Source organism: Solibaculum intestinale, assembly GCF_040096205.1.
In the GTDB taxonomy this organism is placed as follows: Bacteria; Bacillota; Clostridia; order Oscillospirales; family Acutalibacteraceae; genus Solibaculum_A; species Solibaculum_A intestinale.
In genome coordinates this window covers 38,567-62,262 of record NZ_JBBMFD010000007.1, presented here as the reverse complement: position 1 = coordinate 62,262, position 23,696 = coordinate 38,567, and the positions used below count along the sequence as shown (strand labels likewise).

The window sequence follows — 23,696 nt, the reverse complement described above, 5'->3', positions numbered from 1 at the left end:
TCCTGTACGCCGGGATGCAAAAGAAGGCTGCCCGATTGCCTGCGTTTCTTCGTCCATCTGCAACGGTTATAGAGAATACCAAAAATTACTGTATACAAATAAAATTTGAAAATATAATAATTAAACAAAATGCGGCATAATTATGTTAAAAATTAGAAATTCTCTTCAAAAAAATAGAGATGATGATTGAAAAATATTTATATTATGTTAGAATTTTATATAATTAGTACATAAAATATGAAAAGAGAAGGATTCCAATGGGCCATACAGCAGGACGGTTTCGTCAATTAGATGGAAGGAAATACAAATGAAACAGGAAAGGGGTATTTCTATGCGCAAATTGGTAAAAGTCATCAGCTTCCTCTTGGTGGTTACGTTGTTGTCCGTCCTGTTCGTTCTTCCGGCTTCAGCTGCACAGATTCAAACAAGTAAAAACATTCATGTCGGTCTTGGAGTTATAGGCGTTATTCCGGAACGTAGCTGGCCTTATGCATATCAGTCTTCCTACTTTGATTCGTGCGTGATTCAGGCTGGACATACGAGCACGCCTGCAAATGTTCAATGTGTGGTGGGGACAGAAGTAAATAACACGGTATACTGTGAATACAATATGACTGCAAGCATTGTCCCAACCTCTTCTAGTGTATATTACGCAGGACCATACTATTTTCGTGTCAGTTTTAATGCGGTAGGCCAGTCTTATGATACCACAGCATTCCAGGTTTGTTCCGACACGACCAATCCATACCGTCCCGATGGATGGCAAGGCGCCGGCTACGGCAGATCAGCGTAACATTCAACGCGACAATGTAAAAAACCAAGCATAAACCATTACCGGCAGGGTGCGCCGGAGCAGTTCCGGCGTACCCTGCTTACAACTGGGAGGGAACGACAGATGCAAGACACCGTGATCGAAGCGAGAGACCTTGTGAAAACCTTCCGAAAGACCTTTCATGCGGTGGACGGGGTATCCCTTGCCCTTGAGCGGGGGAAATTCTATGCGGTCATGGGGCATTCCGGGTCGGGAAAAACCACGCTTCTGCAGATCCTCGGCCTGCTGGACGACGCATCCTCCGGCAGCATCTTGGTAAACGGAGCGGACGCCTCCCATCTCAAGGAGAAAGAAAAAGCACAGATCCGGCGGGATACCATCGGGTTTGTCTTTCAGGCATATTATCTTAATCCCAAGCTTAAGGCCTATGAAAACGTAATGCTGCCCATGTACATCAATCCACAGATTGGGAAAGAGGCAAAGGAACGGGCAAAGGAACTATTGGCCGGGCTGGGGCTCGAAGACCGGACGAACCACTATCCCAAGCAGATGTCCGGCGGGGAGCAGCAGCGAGTGGCCATTGCCCGGGCGCTGGCCAACGACCCGGACTGCATCTTTGCTGACGAACCCACGGGCAACCTGGATGAGGAAAACGAACGGCTGGTGTTCGATACGCTCAAAGGGCTTGCAAAGTCCGGCAAATGTGTGCTGGTGGTCAGCCATAACGAGGTGGTCAGGGAATATGCCGATTGCTTGCTTTTAATGGAAAAGGGAAAGCTCAAGGAGGCGGATGACCGTGAAGCTTAGCCGATACCTGTCTCTTTCCTATGTCAATCTCACCCGGCGCAAGGGCGGTGCAGCACTGTTTATATTGACCCTGACTTTGACTCTGGCTGCGCTGATGACTACCCTATCCCTGACAGAGGGCTGGGGGGACTACTACCAACGCAACTATACTGACAATCTTGCCTACCGGCGCATGTTTATTAAGTATTATGGAACCCGGTATACCGACGAGGAGCGGCTGGCTCTGGTAAAAGCACAGGAGCACGTGCTTTCCGCATCGTTTGGAAATGGGGTCTTTACGCTTGCTTTGCCAGAGCTAACTGGATTTGGCAATGAGCAAAGCGGACAGCTTATGTTTTGGGAGGTGGAAAATACAGTCCTCCCAGAAGTGATGGCAGGGCGGCCCTATGAAGAAGGGGAAACAAACGCCATCGTCATCCCCAAGTATTTGAGCACAAAGGTGATGGCGGATACCGATGGGGCCATCCCGGAGGAGGAAATCATTGACGGAGAGCAATTTTTGGGTCAAGTAAAGGAATTCGAATACTATGGAACCAATCCGCAAACAGAGGAATATGAGGTTTTGGAAACTTTATCCTTGAAGGTCGTGGGCGTGTACGACAATTATAAGTATTTCACTCTGGCAAACGAATGCTATGCGGCCCCGGGAACCGTCACCGACCTTTTGCTCCAGCAGCATAAGGAGGCGGAAGAGGCCAACGCAGATCAGCCGGGATATTGGCCGCAAAACATCCGGATCCTTGCGTATTCGGATAGTGTTGAAAACAATATGGCCATCCGAAACGCCCTGGGAGAGGTGGGCTTGGAGGTTGGCTGGGGGGTCCAGTATGACCAAACCGGCGTGGACATGAGAAAGGTAATTGGGCATTACGGAATGCTTTTTTTCTGGATTTTGTTTGCCGTAACCGTGCTGGCCTCCTCCATGACCATGTTTTTATCGGTGCGATCCCGCCGGGGCGAGCTGGGGCTTTTAAAAGCAGTGGGGTACCGCAATCGGAATATCTGGGGAATGGTGGTAACCGAAGGGGTCCTCCAGTGCCTTGTTAGCCTGGCGCTGGCTGTATTGCTTACCGTCGCAGCCTTAGCGGTGACTCATTGGCTGGTGGTGGTTCCAAACCAATTTTTGAACCACCGGCTGTTTTTATCCTTGAGCGGACAAAGCGTTCTTGTGGCGTTGGCCGTGAGTTTTGGTGCCCCTCTGCTGGGAATTGTGGCGTCGGTTGTAGAGGCGGTTCGGATTCCGCCCACCGAGGCGCTGAAAGAAGACGGATAAAGTTTAGCTTTTGTTGTGAGAGGAGAGGGTGCTCAATGAAAAAAGCAAATGGGTGGCTGGCATTGCTGTTGGCGGTTTGCCTGGCGGCGGGTTGTGCTACCTCCTGCAATTCCAAGGGGGACTATGGCGCCGCTCTGGCAGCGCTGGACAAAACCTTGGCGCTGGAAACCTTCCAAGTAGACGGAATTATCGACTCCTGGTTTGAAGGAGACGAATTTGGAATGGACCCGGGAGAAATCGGCATGGAAGATGCAAACTCACATGGGATCATTGAATTTACTGAATCCTTTCTTACGGAGCAGGGAGAAACCAGATATTACGTCGAGAGTCTCCTTAAATATGAAAGCCCGGTTTGGGCACAAACCAAAGCGCGTTATTGGTATGAGGATGGTTTTGTGTATGTCATTGCAGACCCCACGCAGTTTCGTGACGGGGAATTCAGCGCAACAAAAACGACCGCGACAAAATTTGAGCGAACCCTGGAAGAAGTGCTTGTTTCCTTTGATTTTCGTCAGTTGATCGCTCGGTTTGACGAAACGCAGATTATTCAGGGGAGCTTTACCGAGCAGGAGGACGGCAGCGCGGTCTACACGGCCACCCTGAAAGGAGAATCTCTTCTGCCGGATAGCATGGATTGGAGTCTCGGAGGGCAAGAGTGCGAGGATACACAAGCGGTGATTAAAATTGTGGATGGTTATGCTACAGAGCTTACCTTCCACTATGTCTTCAATAATGAAGAGCAGGGAACCAAATCGAATATGAAGGTTCAATTTGATTTCAGCAAGCTAGGTTCCGGTGTGGAAATTCCAGAAAGGCCTCAGGAGAATTATGTGATGGATAAAGACCATCCCACCGGACGCTTTGAGCTGTTTTGACGCCGTTGCACAAGCGCGTGAAAAATTCGATCGGGATACTGCGCGCAGGGAGTAAACAAAGCCGTGTAATCCAGCGGTTTAAGGAGGCGGTAGCATGACGGTTGGACGCATGATAGGTATTTCTGGAAGGAGCGTCATACGCAGCCGCGTAAATTCCGTGATATTCATACTGATCCTTGCTGTTTACACGTGTGCGGTAGACATTTCCTTCGGAAGCCTTTCCATTCTGCAAAACCAGCAGCAGGCGCTGAGTCGTCTCCTGATTAATTTGGAGCTGCTGGTGGAAGTGGCGGAAGGAGAAAACGCAGCTAAAGGGACCAATGAGACGTACTTGGATCGGTTATCCGCTCTTCCCTATGTAGCCATGGCATATGATGCGGCTGACGACCTTTCCGTTGCGGGAGAGGACCGGGAAAAGTTTGCACCAAGGGAGGTAGTGCTCACCAGCGCGCCGAAAGGGTTTGTCCCAAAGGCAGTGGAGGGAAGCGGCATTTCCAACGAAGATTCCCAGGTAGCGCTGGTACCCGACCGGGTGGAATATACCAGCGGGTTCATGGCCAGACAAGTATGGAAGGGCGCCGACCTGATCGGCCAGACGCTTACCTTCCAGGTCGGCGAAGAAATCTACCGCTGCCGGGTTGTGGGAACTTATGAAAACAAGGAATCCACCACACAGATCTATATTCCCCAGCGAGAACTGCTGGAGCTCCAGCCCAGGAAAAATGGAGACGGATATTACCGGTTCGGCGTGGTGGCGGAGGAACAAAAATGGGTAAAGGTGGTTGAGGATCAGGTGGACGCCTTAAGGTTAGAGGGATTCAGCGTCCAGCTGCGGGACACTTCCGGCCAAGGCGAGCTGCGTTCCATTGCCTCCATGACTCTGATCTACCAGATTGCCGTGGCTATTTTATCGGCGGTGGCGTTTTTCCTGGTATTCGCCCTGATTGCCGCGAAGCTTTCCAGCCAAAGAAAGCAAACGGCGCTGATGAAGGTGTTCGGATACCGCAATTCTCACCTATTTTTCCTCAACTGGTTGGAGACGGGGATCGTCGCGCTGACCGGCTTTGTGATCGGGGAAGCGGTGTCGCTGCTCTTGTTTCATCAGTTTGTCTTTTCCTTTTTATCCACACAATTTCGCGCCTCCAGCGTGGGAGAAATTGTGGTCCCGCTCTTTTCCATGCGGCAGGTGGAAACCTTCCTGTGCTTATTAGGCATCGTGCTGGTGTCCAATTTGTTTTTAGCCTTAAAAACCCGGAAAATCTATCCGGTGAGCATTTTAAAGGACCGCTGATCGAAAATGGAAAAGAGCCGGGCCTTGTACCTTTCTTGGTACAAGGCCCGGCTCTTTAATAGGAAAGGAAGCTATTGCTCATGCGTCTGGCTTCCCGGTTTTTTTCGTTTGACCTTCGGAAAGAGTTCACGAAAGCCGATGAAGAGAAGCCCTGCGGCGAAAATCTTTTGTAACACGGCCCCGTCGATCCAGCCGGAAAGAATGGTGCCGGCAGCGGCGCCCGCCAGCCCCAGCAGGGCGATGGCAATGGCGTCCTTCCAGGCAATCAGGCCATTCCGTCCGTGCAGCACCAAGGCTAAGACCGCAATGGGCAGAAAGAAAATCAGGTTGATTCCCTGGGCCGTCAGCTGGTCTACGCCGGCGAACAGGGTCAGGTATAACAGGAGCACCGTTCCGCCGCCCAGTCCCATCGACCCCGCCATTCCCGACAGGATACCGGCCAGCGCGATCCCAAACCACCCGTTCATCGCAGCAGCAGCCGGATGGCCGCCCACAGGATGAAGATTCCGAACACCCTACGCAGAAGTCCGGACGGAATGCGGGGGAGAAGCCAGGAGCCCAGCAGCGCACCGCCCAGTCCCCAGGGAAGGTAGACAGCCGCGTCCCAGAAATTGACGCGTCCGTCCGCCAAGTAAAGGGCGGCGGAAAAGGCGGAGAGGGGAAAGATGACAGCGATAGAGGTTGCGTGGGCTTTTTGGGTGGGAAGGCCGGAGGCGGAGAGGAGGGGGACCGCCAGCATTCCGCCGCCCGCGCCCAGCAGGCCGTTGATAAACCCGACGATAACGCCGCCGATGCGGGAAAACAGCTTTTTCATATGTCCCCTCCTTATTTGTGTTCGGCGCGCAAGCCGCATGTTCCTAGCTTTCCACAAAGGAGAGGAAATTATTCGAAAAGTGAGAAAATAAGAAAAGGCATCCTGGCCGGAAACTCCGGTCGGAATGCCTTTTTTCTTAAAAAAGCCCCGCTTTGCCGTAATATGATTTGTATAACCTGCCTACGAAAAAGCAGGTGGGTGCCCGCCTGCCGGTTTCACGCTCCCTTCATCCAATCCTGCACAAAGGCAGGACCGGGAGGTCTGCAATCCCCCGGCAGAGCTAAGCTCCCGAGAATACATTTGTAGGGTTAAAAAACCATAGTCCGCGAACAAAGCAGGAAGCCGTTCTTATGCTTCTTCGTCCGTCCCGGGCGTTTCCATTTCTTCGATCTCGAACAGGTCGGCCAAGCGCTCTTCGAAAATCGCCGCGATGTTGTCAAACATCTCGTCGCTTTCAATAGGAACCAGCGTTTCTTCGCCGTTTTCCTCTCCCACTTCCAGGATAATCAACTCGCCGTCTGATTCCACCATTTCTGCAGGATCGTCAATCACCGGAAGCAGCGCCACATAACGCCCGTCATCCGTCTCGATTGCGTCAAGGAGCTCAAATTGATGCTCGTTGCCGTCGTCATCCAGCACGGTAATCAGGTCGGGGCCGTACTCTTCTGCCATCGATACTCACTCCATTTCATTTTGGTAACCTATAGCCATTGTACCTGTTACCCCTACATTAGTCAACAAGATTCTGTAAACTGTACTTGAATTTATCGAATATTTTCCAGCCGGGGATTGTCCCGGTTTTCCCGGAGAATTTCGTTCATGCTACCCATACGATACCCGGAAAGATCAGCGGTTATGTATGTAAATCCCAGGGAGCGCAGCATGGGAACGATACCGTTTGTCCTGCATGCTTCCATGAGCCCTTGCAGCTCTTCAAATGGGACCTCGATGCGGGCAAGATTTTGATGTGCCCTCACCCGCAGCTGAGAAAAGCCGAGGGAACGAAGGAATGCTTCCGCCTGCTCCACCCGCCTGAGGGCTTCTATGGTCAACGGCTCTCCATAGGGAATGCGGGAGGCGAGACAGGCGCTGGCCGGTTTCTCCCAGGTGGCAAGGCCGTATTCTTTAGAAAGGGCGCGGATCTCGTCTTTTTTCAGCCCCGCTTCCTGCAAAGGGCTTAAAATTTGAAGCTCCCGGACCGCTTTTGCGCCGGGCCGGTAATCTCCCGCGTCGTCGGCGTTGCTGCCGTCTAAAAGGCAGGGAAAGCCTTCCGCTTGGGCGCGTTGCTTCAGCACGGACAGGAGCCGTTTTTTGCAGTGGTAACACCGATCGGGAGGGTTTTGGCGAATGAGGGGGTCCGAAAGCGGGTCCGCCGATACGAACACTTGGCGAATGCCAAGGTTTGCCGCCAGGGCACGGGCGCCTTCTGCCTCCTCCCGGGGAAAAAAGGCCGAGTCGGCCGTCAAAGCAAGCACATTTTCTGCGCCCAGGGCCTCTCTGGCGGCGAAGAGAAGAAAGGCGGAGTCGGTTCCTCCAGAGAAGGCAACGGCTGCCCGGGAAAGGGCCTTGAGACGGGAAAGCAGCCGATTGTAGACAAAGAAAGACACAGAGAAACCTCCTTATGCGTCGTTGGAAAAACAGAAAAATTGATCAAGCAGCAGCGCGCGCACCGGTGCGCCGTCCGCCTGAGCGATTTTAACAGGCGGAGCAATGAGAAAATAGGCCCCGTCCTTTACTTGAGAAAGGGACAGCCCTTCCAGGATCATGACACCCGCACCCAGCAGCTCTTTGTGAGGCGCGGCCTCGTCCTCCTGGGAGCCGATGGAGGGCGCATCGGTGCCCACCAGCCGTACCCCCAGGTCCGCAAGGACAAAGGCGGCGCTCTGGGTCAGAAAGGCTTTCCCAAGCCCCCGCAGCAGCAAACGCTTGCAGCCTGTAGGCACCAGCCGTTCCATGTCTGCGCCGGTCAAAAGCCCTGTTACCGTCATCACCTGGCAGGTGCCCAGAAAAGGCTCTAACGGAAGGGAAGCAATGTCGGCCTCGTCCTCTAGAAAGTGAAGGGGGGCGTCGGCATGGGTGGCGTTGTGCAGGCAGAGGTGGGCGGCGGTCAGATTGCAAGCGTCCCCCAAAGCGATGCGGGAAAGGGGCTCCAGGGAGGGGACGGGATCACCCGGATAGACGGGCGCCTGTAAAAGTTCATGGGAAATGTCAATAATCTTCATAGAGGATCCCTCCTGTGTGTGATTGGGGGCATTGGAATTATCAGGAAAGCGAAAGCAAAATAGACCAAATTGGAACGATATTTGTCAAAAATATACGCAAAAAAAGAAAGAATTTGCTTGACAGAAAAATAGGAATTTGCTATATTGAATTGCAGTTCCAATTGATGCGAAATAGGAGGATGTATGAAAGCAAATCCCGAGATGCAGCCTTATTATGACATCTGGTTCGGTCTCAAGCATCTGTATGAGCAGTGGGCCAAACGATTTGGTTTGACCTCGCATGCGATGTTTGTCTTATATTGTATTGCTCAAGGAGAAGGCAGATGTACCCAGAAGCAAATTTGCGAGCAGCTTCTGCTTCCCAAGCAAACGGTGCATACCATTCTCAACGGCTTTGAACGCAAGGGATGGCTTGTCCGGCAGGTAATGGAGCTGGACAAACGAAATAAAAACCTGATGCTCACTCCTGAGGGAGAAGAATATGCCGACACAGTTTTAGGAGAGCTTGCCAGGCGGGAGGAAAACGCCATGTACCGTCTGCGCCCGGAACAGCGCAGGGCAATGATGGAGAATAACCTCCGCTTTTTTGAAAACCTCTTGCAAATCATGGGAGAGGATGAGCCGCCGCAGGAATAATCCGTTTTTCTTATCATAGCACAGCTAGGGAAAAAGGAAAAGCAGAGGCTGGGCATGACGCCTGCGGGGCAGAGAAGGAGCAATTCCGTCCGGTTTTGCGTCACCTGTCTGCCGGCGTGGAAAAAGAAAGCAAAATGCGCGCAAAGCAGGGAACTGCTTTGCGCGCATTTTGCTTTCGAACAGGGCCTTATTTCATCATATACTGTACGCTGCTGATGACGCCGTTCAGCGTCTTGAGCGCTTTGCCGGCCTTCTTCTTGATGTTCTTGTTGTTGCGCATCATCGTGCCGCCAACCATGCCGGCAACCGCGCCGACCGCCATACCGGTGACCACACCTTTGACCATACCAGAGCTCGATCTCATGCTAACACCTCCGTTTATTTGTGTGGTCTTATTTTTTCCACTTGCAATGTCTTTACTCCTGTGATATATTGGTAGTAAATAGTTTGACATTCTAAGTAATTTGTCGTGGCTTAGCGGCGAAAGGGGTCTTACTGTAGTGGCTGTCTTGAATATCGTGCTCGTGGAGCCGGAAATTCCCCAGAATACAGGGAACATTTCCCGCACCTGCGCAGCCACGGGTGCCCGGTTGCATCTGGTCAAGCCCTTGGGCTTTGCCATTGATGACCGCAAGCTCAAGCGGGCAGGCCTGGATTACTGGCACTTTCTGGATATCACCTATTATGACAATTTGGAGGATTTCTTTCAGAAGAATGCCGGCCCGTTTTTTTATTTTACCACCAAGGCCCCGCGGATTTACACGGATGTTTCCTACCCGGACGGGACATATCTGGTGTTTGGTAAGGAGACGGCTGGGCTGCCGGAGGAATTGCTCGTGCGCCATCCGGAAAGCTGCGTGCGCCTGCCCATGATTGAGGGAGCGCGCAGCCTCAACTTGTCCAATGCGGTGGCGGTGGGTGTGTTTGAAACCCTGCGGCAATGGGGATTCCCGTCGCTGCAGTCTGCGGGAAATTTGACGAAATACCGTTGGGAGGATTCCATTTGATGGAAAATCAGACAATCGCTTTTTTAACTGATTCCGCGTGCGATATCCCGGAGGATTTGGCGCGCCGGTATTCCATTACCGTTATGAGTATTCCCATCAATGTGGAAGGGAAAGAATACTTGGAGCGGGTAGATTTTACCAACCAGGAGTTTTATGACATCCTGGAAAACTGCAAAAGCATTCCCAGCACCTCGCATGTGCCGTCGGTGGCCTTTGTGGAGGAATACAAGAAGGCCATGGAGAACAAAGTCACCGATCTGATCCACGTGACCATCAACTCCAAGGGATCGAATATGTACCACGCGGCGCTGCTGGCCAGGGAGCAGTTCTATGAAGAATGTCCCCAGGCGAAGGAACAGCTGCGCGTTCATGTGCTGGACTCGCGGACGTATACCATTGCGTACGGCTGCGGCATTGTGGAAGCGGCAAAGCTGGCCGAGGAAGGCAAGGATGCCGAGATGGTGCTGGCTTTCCTGGAAAACTGGTTTTCCAGCATTGAGATTTATTTTTCCGTCTATTCGCTGGACTTTGTTAAAAAATCCGGCCGGGTCAGCGTGGCGGCTGCCTTTGTAGGGGAGTTGCTGGGTCTGCGCCCCATCATCCGCATGCTTGACGGAGACCCGGTGATTATCGACAAGGTGCGGGGAGACAAGGCGATTTTGTCGCGGCTGCTGCGCGCGGCTAAGGAATCGATGGAGAAAAGCGGATTAGAAAAGCCGGAGTATTACATTATTCACGGCTCGCCTGTGAAAGAAGCCCGGGAGCTGGAAAATCTTCTGGAGCAGGAGTTCGGCTATCCTTCTTCCGGAAGTTACGAGGCGGGCGCTGCCATCAGCATCAATTCCGGACCTAGGGTCATCGGTGTGATCCTCAAAGGGAAAGACCGCAGATAACCGATACGTCCGGCCGTAACCGAGCGGCCGGACTTTTTGCGCCTGGAAAGGCGAAAAGGAAGGGTGGCCCTCGCTCCAACCACAAGAACAACCAAGCGGTTAAGAAGGCGTGCTAGGTAGTCAACAGGCTGTAAAAAGGCAATGCCGACGCGTCCAAAGGAAAAGCGAACAGCAAAAGAGGCCTGGGGTTTTCCCCGGCCTCTTTTTATTAGGCTTATGCTTGCGTTTTTACCGGCTCCTCCGGCGCAGCCTGGTACATAGTTTCGTAATAGTCGCGAAGCATCCGCGCGGCGGAGAACCGGTCGGTCGCCATCTGCACACTCATGCGCATCATGGACTCCCAGGTGGCCGGATGCTGGTACCAGGCGGGCATCACCTCGTCGAACAGGGCCTTATAAAGGAAGTCTCGATCCCGGTCGTTCTGCTCTTCCCCTTCGCCCTGGGTACCGTCTCCGATCTGCCAGCCGTTGACTCCGTTTATGCATCCCTCTGGCCACCAGCCGTCCAGGATGCTCAGATTGAGCACCCCGTTCATCGCCGCCTTCATGCCGGAAGTGCCGGAGGCCTCCAGCGGGCGTAGGGGCGTATTGAGCCATACGTCGCAGCCGCGGGTAAGCAGGGCGCCCACTTGCATGTCGTAATCCTGCACGAACACGATGGCAGAGGGGTATTTCTTTGCCATTTGGACCATTTTACTAACGATTTCTTTGCCGGTCAGGTCGTTTGGATGGGCTTTGCCGGAGAAGATCAGCTGCAAGGTGCCGTTTTTCAGCAAGGGCTCGATCAGCTCCATTTTCCCGAAAATCAGGTCACCCCGTTTATAGGGGGCGGCGCGCCTGGCAAAGCCGATGGTCAGGGCCTCGGGGTTGAGACGCACACCGCAGCGGCGTGCAATTTCACTCAAAAGATGCATTTTCAGCCGCTTATGCACCGGCATCAGAGGCCGGCCAGCTAGATAAGCATCCCGGATGGCTTTGTCCTGCCAAGTGCCGTTGTGCACTCCGTTGGTAACGGCCAGGATGGGAGCCGCGTCCTCTACGCCCGCCCACATCTTTTGCGCCGTCTGGGCGTGCAGAGCGGCTACGCCGTTGGCGAGCCGGGCCATGCGAAGGCCGGCCACCGTCATATTAAACGGATCGCCGCCGATTTCCTTGACCTGCTCGTAGCTCAGGCCGTTGTAAGCGCCCATGTATTCGAGCAGCTTGTGCTCGTGTACCTCATTGCCCGCGGCCACCGGCGTGTGGGTGGTGAACACGATGGATTGCCGGACCTTGGCCCGGGCTTCTTCAAAGCTGCGTCCCGCCTTCATTTCTTCGCGGATCAGCTCAAAGGAGGCAAACATGGGATGGCTGTCGTTAAAATGATATAGGTCCGCCTGGATCCCCAACGCCCGCAGAGCCCGTACCCCGCCGATTCCCAGAATGATCTCCTGGGCGATCCGTTCTTCGTGAAACCATCCGTATAATTGGCCGGTAATCAAGCGATCGGAGTTTTCCGCAAGGTTCGCGTCCAGCAAAAACAAAGGGGCATTCCCAAAGCAGTCACACAGCCAGACCTTCAGGGTAATCGGACGCTCCCGTACCGAGACGCGGACGGTGACGCCGGTATCCTTGAGAAAGTCGTACCGGTATTCCGGGAAGCAGTCCATCGGCCACCCGTTTTCGTGAATCACCTGCCGGGTGCTGCCCTGGCGCCAGAGGATTCCAATTCCTACCACCGGTTTTTTCAGATCCTTGGCGGCCTTTAAAAGGTCACCCGCCAGAATCCCTAAGCCGCCCGCGTAAATCTTGAAATCCGATTGCAGGCCGTATTCCATACAAAAATAAGCGACGGTTGGTTCCTTTTTCATGAGACCATACTCCTTTTCTGTACCGTGTGGGAACAGCATAATTATGTGGACTGTCCACGTGTGAACACCAAGCAGCCGCCGGGAGAAAGCGAGAGAAGCCCGTCTTTTTTGCAGACGCCTTGAGAGAGAACCGGGTGCTCAAAAGAAAGGCGGGCGGCGAGAGAACCAAATTCATCCGCCGGGGATACCGTAAGTGCCGCCTCTGCAAAAGAGAAGAGGGCACAGAGAACCCGTTCCCCGTCCTGGTACGCCAGCCGGACTAGAGGGCCCGGCTTTCGCAGAAGGTCCGGGCGGAAAGCGCCCGGTTCATGAAGCAGAGAAAAGCAGGTGCGGCGCAGGGCGGTTACTTGTTTGATCCAGTCAAACACCTGCGAATCGCTTGCCCAGTGAAAACAAACCCGGTCGAAAAAGGCGAGTTTGCCGTACATGGGATCCTCCTTTGGAAGGACAAAGCGTCCGGCTTCGTCGTTGAGAAGACCCAGATTCATCGGCTGGTGCTCGCCGCATTCCTGTCCGTTGTTGATGAGTAGATAGGCGTTTGGCAGCAGGGCCGCCAGCAGGAAGGCGGCGTTGGCCTTCTCTTGGGAGCCAGTCATTACCGGGGCCCGGGGAGAGTCGGACAGCTCTGCGGCGGCCACCACCGGCAGCGCCGCTTCCACCGACGCGGCCAGCGTTTGCCCCAGCAGCATAGGGGAAACTGTTTTCCAGGCCGACCAAACGTCTCCCAGGATCAAGTGATACCCTTCCTCCTTGGCCTTTTGGGCCTTGCCGGGGGAAAACTCCTCCGACCAGAAGAGGAAATCCGGGTCGGCCTCTTTGGCGGCGCGTATCAGTTCCTTTCCCAGCGGGACGGGGAGAGCATGGGCCATGTCGATGCGGGCTCCGTCGATGCGGTACCGGCGGATAAAGGCGGGAATAATCCCAGCGATTTTATTCCAGAGAGCCTGATTGGGCTTTTCTCCGGGAAAGACGCTGCACTTGACTCCGTCCTGCGCGATGAAGGGCGGGCGGGACTCCAAATTCGGCAGCGCCTTGGCGGCAGGGGAAGGGTCAAAGTAGAACTTTAAGTAGGTTACGTCCGTCCAGGGAGGCTGAGGATCGTTGATGGTGTCCGCAAAGCCGGGAAGGGTGCAGATTCCCCATTCTTTTATGGCTAGATCCATGCAGTTTTCCCCCGTTTCGTCCGCCCGGCGGCAAAGCGCACGCCAGGCCGCCGGGTCGGGCGGGGGAACAAAGCCGTCCAGAAAGGCCGGCATCTCGTCGGAGGCATAGAGAAGGTTCACATTGTCCGGCGAGACCACCGCGTGGCCTAAGCCCTTTACGCCCGGGGCCGCCAGGGACTGAGCCCGCTCTGCCTTGATCCAGTAAAACCAGTCCGGATGCTCCCGGATAAACACATGGTCTCTGGCGGCAGTGCGAAAGACAAAGTCCAGCATGACCCGCATCCCCAGCCGGTGGCAGGCTTCCACCAGCGCCGCAAACTGCCGCTCGAGCGGCAGCCCGCCCGCGAAAGGATCGTCCAAGTCCGGGTCGAAGGCTTCCATGTCCTCAATGGAATAAGGACTGGGGGCGCCGCCTTTCTGAAAGGCGCGGCTGGAACGAAAGACCGGAAGCAGGTAGAGAAAGTCCACTCCCATCTGCAAAAGCAGGGGGAGCAGAGCGATGCACTTGAGAAAGCTCCCGGACTGCAGGGAACCGGTATGGTTCCAGGCGGAAAAGGCCCGGGGCAGCATAGAGTAAAGTACGCCGCAGGTCGTTTGCTTGGGCGGCACTTTTGGCGTATTCAGAATAAAAGCGAGGCAGGCTCGGTAGAAGGCGCATGGATCCACCGCCACCTCGTTCGGCCGGGAAGAGTCTGTCCGGTCAGGGACGGAGAGATAATTCCATCCGGCGGGAATGAAGTAAGGTTCTTTTCCCTCCGCCGAGGGGATCGCTTCATACAGGTCCTGTAATGCATGCATAGCGGACTCCATTCCGACGGATCGGATCCGGACAGAAAATACGCTGGGAAACGGCCGAATCCGTCAAAAAATATAATCATTCGATGTAAAATACTTGTTTATCTGTGTGAATTGCTTAGATTTATTATAAAGCAGGAGGTATAACAAGTCAACTGAATTGGATGAAAGTATCAAGTTTGTTACCATTGATGGGGCGGGCCGCAGTGGGCTTGTGACGAATATTCATAGAAGGCAAAAGGCGCCGCTAGGAGAGATTTCTTTTTGCGCGGGTTCTTTTCTTGACAAGGACAAACACGCGGCAAAGGGGCCGGTCAGAGCAGCCGGGAAAATCCCGGTAAATGGGTTTGAAACCGCGTAGATGCGCTGATGAAGCTCATGCACAACTTTTGCACAAAAAAAGGCTGCACAAATCCGTCTGGTTGTGCAACCTAGAGAAAATCAGCAAAAAAGGCGAAAAAGTTTGACTTTTTCGCCCATCTGTCGTATAATCTCACAATGCTTTATAATGGAATAGTATACCTATCTTTTAGACAGAGGATAGCACAAAAGAACCAAAAAGGCAAGGAACATAAGGACGATTTTTAACTCCGCTACCGTGTGTTTCGGAGTGAAAATAGGGAACAAAACATGCGATGTCACGATCTTTAGGAAATGGAGTGGTGTAAGCCTATGGTGAATGTCAAACAGGTGAAACTAGGCAACAATACCCGCATGAGCTTTTCGCGCATCAATGAGGTTTTGGACATGCCTAACCTGATTGAGGTGCAGAAGAATTCGTACAATTGGTTCCTGGAAGAGGGCCTCAAAGAGGTGTTCCGGGACGTGTCCGCCATCACCGACTACACCGGCAATCTTGTCCTCAATTTTATTGATTACAAACTGGACGAGAAGGCGAAGTACACGGTCGAGCAGTGCAAGGAGCGGGACGTGACCTACGCCGCCCCTCTTCGGGTGCGCGCCCGCCTGATCAATAAGGAAACCGGGGAAATCAAAGAGTCCGAGGTGTACATGGGCGATTTCCCGCTGATGACCGAGAGCGGAACCTTTATCATCAACGGCGCCGAGCGTGTCATTGTTTCCCAGCTGGTGCGTTCCCCGGGCGTTTACTACGGCATGAACTACGACAAGACCGGCAAGAAGCTTTTTAACGCCACCGTCATCCCCAACCGGGGCGCCTGGCTCGAATACGAGACCGATTCCAACGACATTTTCTATGTCCGCATCGATAAAAACCGCAAGCTGCCGGTGACTACCTTCATCCGGGCGTTGGGCCTTGGCACCGACGCGGAGATTCTCGACTTTTTCGGTGAAGACGAGCGCATCATCGCCACCCTTGCAAAGGATACCGCCAAAACCCGGGAAGAGGGTCTGATGGAGGTCTATAAGAAGCTGCGCCCGGGCGAGCCGCCCACGGTGGAAAGCTCCCAGGCCCACATCGACGGCCTGTTCTTCGACGCGCGCCGTTACGATCTTTCTAAAGTGGGACGCTATAAGTACAACAAGAAGCTGGCCATCGGCGGCCGGCTGACCGGCAAGGTATTAAGCCGCCCGGTGGCAAACCCGGTGACCGGCGAAATCATGGCTGAGGCGGGGGAGACTGTCACCCGCGAAAAGGCCCAAGAGATCGAGAGAAGCGGCGTTTCCTGCGCCTGGCTCGACTTAGACGGCCGGGAGTTCAAGGTGATTTCCAACGGCATGGTGGACCTGCGGGACTTCCTGCCTTTTGACTTAGAAGAGCTGGGCATCCATGAAAAGGTACGCTTTTCGGTGCTCCAGGAAATCATGGAGAACGCCGCCGGCGAGGAAGAGGCCATCCGCGAGGCCGTAAAGACCCGCATCGACGAGCTGATCCCCAAGCATATCATCCTAGACGACATTCTTTCTTCCATCAACTATATGAGCGGCCTTGCTTTGGACGTGGGCGTCACCGACGACATCGACCATCTGGGCAACCGCCGCATCCGTTCGGTGGGCGAGCTGCTGCAAAATCAGTTCCGCATCGGCTTCTCCCGGATGGAGCGGGTGGTGCGTGAAAAGATGACGCTGCAGGCCCAGGAGATGGAGTCCATCACCCCCCAGAGCCTCATCAACATCCGCCCGGTGGTGGCGGCGATCAAAGAGTTCTTCGGCTCCTCGCCCCTGTCCCAGTTCATGGACCAGACCAACCCCCTGGCGGAGCTGACCCACAAGCGCCGCTTGTCCGCCCTGGGCCCCGGCGGCCTGTCCCGTGACCGGGCGGGCTTCGAAGTGCGCGACGTGCACTACAGCCATTACGGCCGCATGTGCCCGATTGAGACCCCGGAAGGACCCAACATCGGCCTGATTTCCTATCTGGCCACCTATGCGAAGATCAACGAATACGGCTTTGTGGAAGCACCCTTCCGCCGGGTGGACAAGGAAACCGGCGTGGTGCTCGACGAAGTCATCTATATGACCGCCGACATGGAGGACGACTACATCGTCGCCCAGGCCAACGAACCTTTGGACGAAAACGGCCGCTTCATGAACGCAAAGGTCAACACCCGCTACCGCGATGAATTCCTGGAAATCGAAGCGAACAAGGTGGACTTTATGGACGTGTCCCCCCGGATGGTGGTCTCGGTGGCGACAGCCATGATCCCCTTCCTGGAAAACGACGACGCCAACCGCGCGCTGATGGGTTCGAACATGCAGCGTCAGGCGGTGCCGCTTCTGAAGCCCCAGTCTCCTGTGGTGGGCACGGGTATGGAATACAAGGCGGCGGTGGACTCGGGCGTGGTGGTTCTCGCCAAGCGCCCGGGCGTGGTGGAATCGGTCAGCGCGGATAAAGTGGTCATCCGCGCCGACGCGGACGGGGAGCTGGACGAATACCACATCATCAAGTTCCTGCGCTCCAACCAGGGCACCTGTATCAACCAGCGCCCGGTGGTGACCAAGGGCCAGCACGTGGTTGAGCATGAAGTCATTGCCGACGGCCCGGCCACCGACAACGGGGAAATCAGCCTGGGAAAGAACGCCCTGATCGGCTTTATGACCTGGGAGGGCTACAACTACGAGGACGCGGTTCTCATCAACGAGAAGATCGTCCGCGACGATGTGTATACCTCCATCCATATTGAAAAGTACGAAATCGAAGCCAGAGACACGAAGCTCGGCGCCGAGGAAATCACCCGCGACATCCCCAATGTGGGCGAGGACGCCCTCAAAGACCTGGATGAGCGGGGCATCATCCACATTGGTGCGGAGGTACGCGCCGGCGATATTCTGGTCGGTAAAGTGACGCCCAAGGGCGAAACGGAGCTGACCGCAGAAGAGCGCCTTTTGCGCGCCATCTTCGGCGAAAAGGCAAGAGAGGTGCGGGATACTTCTTTGCGGGTTCCTCACGGCGAATACGGCATCGTGGTGGACGTGAAGGTGTTCACCCGTGAAAACGACGACGAGATGAGCCCGGGCGTGAACATGGTGGTCAAATGCTACATCGCCCAGAAGAGAAAGATCTCGGTGGGCGACAAGATGGCGGGCCGCCACGGAAACAAGGGCGTTGTTTCCCGCATCCTGCCCATGGAGGATATGCCCTTCCTGCCGGACGGCCGGCCGTTGGACATTGTGCTCAATCCCCTGGGCGTTCCTTCCCGCATGAACATCGGGCAGGTGCTGGAAGTGCACCTGGGCTACGCGGCCATGGCGCTGGGCTGGAAAATCATGACGCCGGTCTTTGACGGCGCGCACGAAGAGGACATCCGGGAATGCCTGAAAATGGCGGGCCTGCGGGAAGACGGCAAGACGCCGCTGCGCGACGGCCGCACCGGCGATTGGTTCGATAACCCGGTCACCGTGGGCTATATGTACTTCTTAAAGCTGCACCATTTGGTTGACGATAAGATCCACGCCCGTTCCACCGGCCCCTACTCCCTGGTCACCCAGCAGCCGCTGGGCGGCAAGGCCCAGTTCGGCGGCCAGCGCTTCGGCGAAATGGAAGTGTGGGCGCTGGAAGCCTACGGCGCCGCGTATACGCTGCAAGAAATCCTTACAGTCAAGTCGGACGACGTGGTGGGCCGCGTAAAGACTTACGAGGCCATCGTCAAGGGCCAGAACGTGCCCCAGCCGGGCGTCCCGGAATCCTTCAAGGTGCTCATTAAGGAGCTGCAGTCGCTGGGTCTGGATGTGAAGGTCCTCGACAAGGACAATGAGGAAATTGATCTTAAGCAGACCTTTGACGACGACGAGGACGACGTGCACATCAGCGCTGTGGACGACGAAGCTTTCTCCGACGTGCGCGACGAGGGCGACCTTGCCGGCTACAGCATCGAGGACGCGGAAGACGTGCTCGCCGACGACGCCGACGATGAGGACAGCCTGCTTGCTGACGAGGAAGCGTCCTTCGACGACGGGATGGGCGACGCGGCGGACGACGAGAGCGAAGAAATATAGCGGGAAAGGGGTCGTATCATGGAATTTAACGTGTTCGAATCAATTAAAATCGGCCTGGCTTCTCCGGAGCAGATTCGGGAATGGTCCCACGGAGAGGTCAAGAAGCCGGAAACCATCAATTACCGTACCCTGAAACCCGAGCGCGACGGCCTGTTCTGCGAACGCATTTTTGGCCCGACCAAGGACTGGGAGTGCCACTGCGGCAAGTATAAGCGCATCCGCTTCAAGGGCAAGATCTGCGACCGCTGCGGCGTTGAGGTGACCCGCGCGAAGGTCAGAAGAGAGCGCATGGGCCACATTGAACTGGCGGCTCCGGTTTCCCACATCTGGTATTTTAAAGGCATCCCGTCACGGATGGGCTTGCTTTTGGATATTTCCCCCCGCCTTCTGGAGAAGGTGCTGTACTTCGCCTCCTACATCGTGACCGATCCGGGCACGACGCCCCTGGAGAAGATGCAGCTGCTCACCGAAAAGGAATACCGGGACATGCGCGAGCGTTACGAGGATGACTTTGACGCGGGCATGGGCGCGGAATCCATCAAGAAGCTTCTTTCAGACATCAACCTGGAAACTCTTTCCCAGGAGCTTAAGGAGGAGCTGGAGAACGCTTCCGGCCAGAAGAAGGTGCGTATCTTAAAGCGCCTGGAGGTCGTGGAGGCCTTCCGCGTGTCCGGTAACCGCCCGGAATGGATGATCCTCGACGTGGTGCCGGTCATCCCGCCGGACATCCGTCCTATGGTTCAGCTGGACGGCGGCCGTTTCGCCACCTCCGACTTAAACGATCTTTACCGCCGCGTCATCAACCGCAACAACCGCTTAAAGCGGCTGCTGGAGCTGGGCGCGCCGGATATCATTGTGCGCAACGAAAAGCGCATGCTCCAGGAAGCGGTGGATGCCCTCATCGACAACGGCCGCCGCGGCCGTCCGGTGACCGGGCCCAACAACCGCCCCTTAAAATCCCTGTCCGACATGCTTAAGGGCAAGCAGGGCCGCTTCCGCCAGAACCTGTTAGGCAAGCGCGTGGACTACTCGGGTCGGTCGGTTATCGTGGTCGGGCCGGAGCTGAAAATGTACCAGTGCGGCCTGCCCAAGGAAATGGCCATTGAGCTGTTTAAGCCCTTTGTCATGAAGCGGCTGGTGGAGACTGGCGCCGCCGGCAACATTAAGTCCGCCCGCAAGATGGTGGAGCGCGCCCGCGGGGAAGTGTGGGACGCGCTGGAAACCGTCATCAAGGACCATCCGGTTCTCTTAAATCGCGCTCCCACCCTGCACCGCCTGGGCATCCAGGCCTTTGAGCCGGTGCTGGTGGAAGGCCGCGCTTTAAAGCTGCATCCGCTGGCCTGTACCGCCTATAACGCCGACTTCGACGGCGACCAGATGGCCGTGCACGTGCCCCTGTCCGCCGAGGCTCAGGCCGAGGCGAGAACGCTGATGCTGGCGGCAAACAACCTTTTGAAGCCTTCCGACGGACGGCCTGTTACCGTCCCGACCCAGGACATGGTGCTCGGTTCCTACTATCTGACCCTGGAAAAGCCCGGCGAAAAGGGCGAGGGCAAGATTTTCCGTGACTTTAATGAAGCGCTCATGGCCTATCAGGAAGGCGTGGTGGGTCTGCATGCTCCCATTAAGGTGCGCCGCACTGTGGAAGTGGATGGCAAGCCCTATACCGGCATCATCAACGCCACCGTGGGCCGCATCATCTTCAACGATCCCATTCCCCAGGACTTGGGCTATGTGGAGCGCTCCACCCCGGAATCCATGCTGGAGCTGGAGATCAACTTCCTTGTTAAGAAAAAGCAGCTCGGCCAGATTATCGACCGGTGCATCAAGGTCCACGGCACGCCGATTACCGCCGACGTGCTCGATAAGGTCAAGGCCCAGGGCTTTAAGTATTCCACCAAGGGCGCTTTGACCGTGGCCGTGGTGGACGCCACCATTCCCGAGGAGAAAAAGCAGATCATCGCCGATTCCGAGGCGCAGATCGACACGGTGGTCAAAAAGTTCCGCCGTGGTCTCATCTCCAACGAGGAACGTTCCCACATGGTCACCGATATCTGGAACGCGGCCACCAACAAGGTTACTGCTGCCCTGGAATCCCATCTGGATACGGTTAACAACCCCATCGCCATGATGGCTGACTCCGGCGCCCGTGGTTCCATCAGCCAGATTCGTCAGCTCGCTGGTATGCGCGGCCTGATCGCCAACACCTCCGGTAAGGTCATCGAGGTTCCGATCCGCGCCAACTACCGCGAGGGCCTCAACGTACTCGAATACTTCATCGCCTCCCGCGGCGCCAGAAAGGGCCTGGCCGACACCGCTCTTCGTACTGCGGACTCTGGTTACCTGACCCGCCGCCTGGTGGACGTGTCCCAGGATGTGATCATCCGGGAGGAGGACTGCGGCACCCACGAGGGCATCGAGGTCTTCGACATCATGGACGGCAAGAGCGTCATCGAACCGCTGGGAACCCGTCTGGTGGGCCGGTATTTAGCTGAGGACTTTGTAGACGAGGCGACCGGCGAGGTGCTGGTTTCCAGGGATAAGATGATGAACGACAAGGACGCGGCCATCATTGTGAACGCCGGCGTCAAGCGCATCAAGGTGCGCTCGCTCCTCACCTGCGAATCCCGCCACGGGGTCTGCGTCAAGTGCTACGGCTCCAACCTGGCTACCGGCGAACCGGTTACGGTGGGCGAAGCGGTGGGTATCATCGCGGCCCAGTCCATCGGTGAGCCGGGCACCCAGCTGACCATGCGTACCTTCCATACCGGCGGTATCGCCAATGCTGAGGACATCACGCAGGGTCTTCCCCGCGTTGAGGAGCTGTTCGAAGGCCGCAAGCCCAAGCATCTGGCCATCATCAGCGAAATCGACGGCGTGGTCCGATTCCAGGAAATCAAGAAGAACCGCCACGTGGTGGTGACCAACCACGAGACCAAGGATGAGAAGGCTTACCTGATCCCCTTCGGCTCTCGTCTGCGGGTGCAGGAGGGCGACGTGGTCAAGGCCGGCGAAATGATCACCGAGGGCTCGGTTAACCCCCACGACGTGCTGGCCATCTCCGGCACCGAGGCGGTGCACGAATATATCATCCAGGAAGTCCAGCGCGTTTACCGGCTGCAGGGCGTTGAAATCAACGACAAGCACATTGAAGTCATCGTCCGGCAGATGATGCGCAAGGTCCGGGTGGAAGATGCGGGCTCTACGAGCCTCTTCCCGGGCGCGATGGTGGAGAAGTCGGAATACCTGGCGGAGAACGCCGCCATCCGCGCGCGCATCGCCGCGGGCGAGGAGGGCCTTTCGGAGGCCACCTGCCAACCGGTGCTTCTGGGTATCACCAAAGCGTCTTTGGCTACCGAATCCTTCCTGTCGGCCGCTTCCTTCCAGGAAACCACCCGCGTGCTCACCGACGCCGCCATCAAGGGCAAGGTGGACCCGCTGCTGGGCCTGAAGGAAAACGTCATCATCGGCAAGCTGGTTCCGGCCGGCACGGGCATGAAATGCTACACCGATATTGAAATTGAGAAGGCGGACGAAGTATTGACAAGCGATTCAGCGGTGTGATATAATAACAAATCGTCGGGCGTGGGGGAACCTGCGCCCGGCGAACCTGCAAATCCGTAAAAAAATCGGCAATTTTCCCGTGTTTTCTTAGGAAAATCGCCGCTTTTGCGGTGTCTGCAGGTTTTGGAATGGTTGAAAGAAAATTCCTTTTGAAACGTTTGACCATATTTTTTCGTTCGGTATGCGGCGTTTTTACAAACGCATCATATACAGTATTATTTAAGGGGGTGTCACATTGCCGACATTCAATCAGTTAGTCCGTAAGGGCAGGGAAACGGTGGAGAAAAAGAGCAAGTCTCCGGCATTGCAGAAGGGGTATAACTCCAAGAAGCAGGCGCAGACCGATCAATCTTCTCCGCAAAAACGAGGCGTTTGCACGACGGTCAAGACCATGACCCCGAAGAAGCCGAACTCTGCGCTGCGTAAGGTGGCGAGAGTGCGTCTGAGTAACTCCATCGAAGTGTGGGGCTACATCCCGGGCGTGGGCCACAACCTGCAGGAGCATAGCGTGGTTCTGCTGCGCGGCGGCCGTGTCAAGGACCTTCCTGGTGTACGTTACCATGTCATCCGCGGTACGCTGGATGCCCAGGGCGTCGCCAAGAGAATGCAGGCCCGTTCCAAGTACGGCGCGAAGCGTCCCAAGGCGGGAGCCGCCAAGAAGTAATCAGACGAATACCCGTGTGAAAAGCTACATTGACAGCTTAATTTGCCAATGCGAAAGCCGTTTTTATACGTTTTTATATAGATGTATGGACGCCTTTTGCTTGAGCCCGCGGAAGTTTGTCGCTTTCGAGTACCAATGAATTCATTTTATGTGAAGGAGGGAAGCGAAGTGCCGAGAAGAGGTTCCATTGCAAAACGTGACGTTTTGCCTGATCCGCTTTACAATTCCAAAATCGTCACCCGTTTGATCAACAACATTATGTACGACGGTAAGAAGGGTGTCGCCCAGAAGATCGTCTACGACGCGTTCGAGATCATCCAGGAGAAGACGGGCAAAGACCCGCTGGAAGTGTTTGAGGCATCGCTCGAGAACATTATGCCGCTTCTGGAGGTCAAGGCCCGCCGCGTGGGCGGCGCCACCTACCAGGTTCCGATCGAGGTGCGCCCCGATCGCCGTCAGACCTTAGGTCTGCGCTGGCTGACCACCTATTCCCGTGCCCGCTCTGAGCGCACCATGCGCGAGCGTCTGGCCGGTGAAATCTTAGATGCGCTCAACGGAAACGGCGGCGCAGCGAAAAAGCGCGACGATACCCACAAGATGGCGGAAGCCAACCGTGCTTTTGCCCATTACAGATGGTAATCGGCGCAAGTTTGTATGT

General features: G+C 55.5%; 20 protein-coding genes and 1 other RNA gene. 12 read left to right on the top strand and 9 right to left on the bottom strand.

The window, feature by feature from the left end; all coding sequences use genetic code 11:
• The first annotated feature begins 307 nt into the window (after positions 1–307).
• The 5 genes from WMO26_RS05965 to WMO26_RS05945 all read left to right on the top strand — a co-directional run bounded on the left by WMO26_RS05965 (position 308) and on the right by WMO26_RS05945 (position 5,018).
• Complete coding sequence (locus tag WMO26_RS05965) at positions 308–793, top strand: hypothetical protein (protein ID WP_349218890.1); 486 nt, start codon at positions 308–310, stop codon at positions 791–793.
• Positions 794–895: 102 nt separating this feature from the next.
• Entirely contained in the window at positions 896–1,579 is a 684-nt protein-coding gene (locus WMO26_RS05960) for an ABC transporter ATP-binding protein (protein WP_349218888.1), read from the top strand.
• The gene (locus WMO26_RS05955) at positions 1,569–2,852 is read left to right on the top strand and encodes an ABC transporter permease (protein WP_349218886.1); all 1,284 of its coding nucleotides are present in this window, start codon (positions 1,569–1,571) and stop codon (positions 2,850–2,852) included. Before WMO26_RS05960 ends, WMO26_RS05955 begins: the two co-directional genes overlap by 11 nt.
• A 35-nt stretch (positions 2,853–2,887) precedes the next feature.
• On the top strand, positions 2,888–3,727 hold the full coding sequence (locus tag WMO26_RS05950) for a hypothetical protein (RefSeq protein WP_349218884.1): 840 nt from the start codon (positions 2,888–2,890) through the stop codon (positions 3,725–3,727).
• A gap of 94 nt (positions 3,728–3,821) precedes the next feature.
• Complete coding sequence (locus tag WMO26_RS05945) at positions 3,822–5,018, top strand: ABC transporter permease (protein WP_349218883.1); 1,197 nt, start codon at positions 3,822–3,824, stop codon at positions 5,016–5,018.
• Positions 5,019–5,089: 71 nt separating this feature from the next.
• Here the strand turns inward: WMO26_RS05945 and WMO26_RS05940 are convergent, their stop codons facing one another.
• The 6 genes from WMO26_RS05940 to WMO26_RS05915 form a co-directional block, all read right to left on the bottom strand.
• The gene (locus WMO26_RS05940) at positions 5,090–5,485 is read right to left on the bottom strand and encodes a TSUP family transporter (protein ID WP_349218881.1); all 396 of its coding nucleotides are present in this window, start codon (positions 5,483–5,485) and stop codon (positions 5,090–5,092) included.
• Positions 5,482–5,901, bottom strand: a complete 420-nt coding sequence (locus WMO26_RS05935) for a sulfite exporter TauE/SafE family protein (RefSeq protein ID WP_494338186.1) — start codon at positions 5,899–5,901, stop codon at positions 5,482–5,484. The genes WMO26_RS05940 and WMO26_RS05935 overlap by 4 nt, the downstream gene beginning before the upstream one ends.
• A 71-nt stretch (positions 5,902–5,972) precedes the next feature.
• Positions 5,973–6,176: non-coding RNA, 6S RNA (gene ssrS, locus WMO26_RS05930), on the bottom strand.
• Between the two features lie 4 nt (positions 6,177–6,180).
• Positions 6,181–6,504 carry a DUF1292 domain-containing protein gene (locus WMO26_RS05925; RefSeq protein ID WP_349218878.1) on the bottom strand — a complete coding sequence of 108 codons (324 nt, stop codon included), beginning with the start codon at positions 6,502–6,504 and terminating at the stop codon, positions 6,181–6,183.
• Positions 6,505–6,596: 92 nt separating this feature from the next.
• Positions 6,597–7,439, bottom strand: coding sequence for an ATP-dependent sacrificial sulfur transferase LarE (gene larE / locus WMO26_RS05920; protein ID WP_349218876.1), 843 nt, complete (start codon positions 7,437–7,439; stop codon positions 6,597–6,599).
• Between the two features lie 12 nt (positions 7,440–7,451).
• Positions 7,452–8,054: a cyclase family protein gene (locus WMO26_RS05915; RefSeq protein WP_349218874.1), complete on the bottom strand. Its 603-nt coding sequence runs from the start codon at positions 8,052–8,054 to the stop codon at positions 7,452–7,454.
• 183 nt (positions 8,055–8,237) lie between these two features.
• On the opposite strand from WMO26_RS05915, the gene WMO26_RS05910 reads away from it, so the two are divergent.
• The gene (locus tag WMO26_RS05910) at positions 8,238–8,690 is read left to right on the top strand and encodes a MarR family winged helix-turn-helix transcriptional regulator (RefSeq protein WP_349218873.1); all 453 of its coding nucleotides are present in this window, start codon (positions 8,238–8,240) and stop codon (positions 8,688–8,690) included.
• A gap of 187 nt (positions 8,691–8,877) precedes the next feature.
• On the opposite strand, the gene WMO26_RS05905 is transcribed toward WMO26_RS05910, so the two are convergent.
• Entirely contained in the window at positions 8,878–9,054 is a 177-nt protein-coding gene (locus WMO26_RS05905) for a hypothetical protein (RefSeq protein WP_349218871.1), read from the bottom strand.
• A gap of 136 nt (positions 9,055–9,190) precedes the next feature.
• Here WMO26_RS05905 and WMO26_RS05900 point away from each other — a divergent pair, with 136 nt between their 5' ends.
• Both WMO26_RS05900 and WMO26_RS05895 read left to right on the top strand, forming a co-directional pair.
• Positions 9,191–9,697, top strand: coding sequence for a tRNA (cytidine(34)-2'-O)-methyltransferase (locus WMO26_RS05900; RefSeq protein WP_349218869.1), 507 nt, complete (start codon positions 9,191–9,193; stop codon positions 9,695–9,697).
• Positions 9,697–10,590 (top strand): DegV family protein, encoded by an 894-nt coding sequence (locus WMO26_RS05895; RefSeq protein WP_349218868.1) that lies wholly within the window; start codon positions 9,697–9,699, stop codon positions 10,588–10,590. The genes WMO26_RS05900 and WMO26_RS05895 overlap by 1 nt, the downstream gene beginning before the upstream one ends.
• A 214-nt stretch (positions 10,591–10,804) precedes the next feature.
• On the opposite strand, the gene glgP is transcribed toward WMO26_RS05895, so the two are convergent.
• Positions 10,805–12,439 carry an alpha-glucan family phosphorylase gene (gene glgP, locus WMO26_RS05890; RefSeq protein WP_349218867.1) on the bottom strand — a complete coding sequence of 545 codons (1,635 nt, stop codon included), beginning with the start codon at positions 12,437–12,439 and terminating at the stop codon, positions 10,805–10,807.
• Positions 12,440–12,480: 41 nt separating this feature from the next.
• Positions 12,481–14,400: an alpha-amylase family glycosyl hydrolase gene (locus WMO26_RS05885; RefSeq protein WP_349218866.1), complete on the bottom strand. Its 1,920-nt coding sequence runs from the start codon at positions 14,398–14,400 to the stop codon at positions 12,481–12,483.
• A 669-nt stretch (positions 14,401–15,069) separates the two neighbouring features.
• Between WMO26_RS05885 and rpoB the strand changes: the two genes are divergently transcribed.
• The 4 genes from rpoB (at position 15,070) to rpsG (ending at position 23,677) form a co-directional block, all read left to right on the top strand.
• Complete coding sequence (gene rpoB, locus WMO26_RS05880; RefSeq protein WP_349218865.1) at positions 15,070–18,810, top strand: DNA-directed RNA polymerase subunit beta; 3,741 nt, start codon at positions 15,070–15,072, stop codon at positions 18,808–18,810.
• 18 nt (positions 18,811–18,828) lie between these two features.
• A complete protein-coding gene (rpoC, locus tag WMO26_RS05875) occupies positions 18,829–22,374 on the top strand; it encodes a DNA-directed RNA polymerase subunit beta' (RefSeq protein ID WP_349218863.1) in 3,546 nt (1,181 codons plus the stop codon).
• 235 nt (positions 22,375–22,609) lie between these two features.
• Complete coding sequence (rpsL, locus tag WMO26_RS05870) at positions 22,610–23,038, top strand: 30S ribosomal protein S12 (protein WP_349218862.1); 429 nt, start codon at positions 22,610–22,612, stop codon at positions 23,036–23,038.
• 168 nt (positions 23,039–23,206) lie between these two features.
• Positions 23,207–23,677, top strand: coding sequence for a 30S ribosomal protein S7 (rpsG, locus tag WMO26_RS05865; protein WP_349218861.1), 471 nt, complete (start codon positions 23,207–23,209; stop codon positions 23,675–23,677).
• Positions 23,678–23,696: the final 19 nt, after the last annotated feature.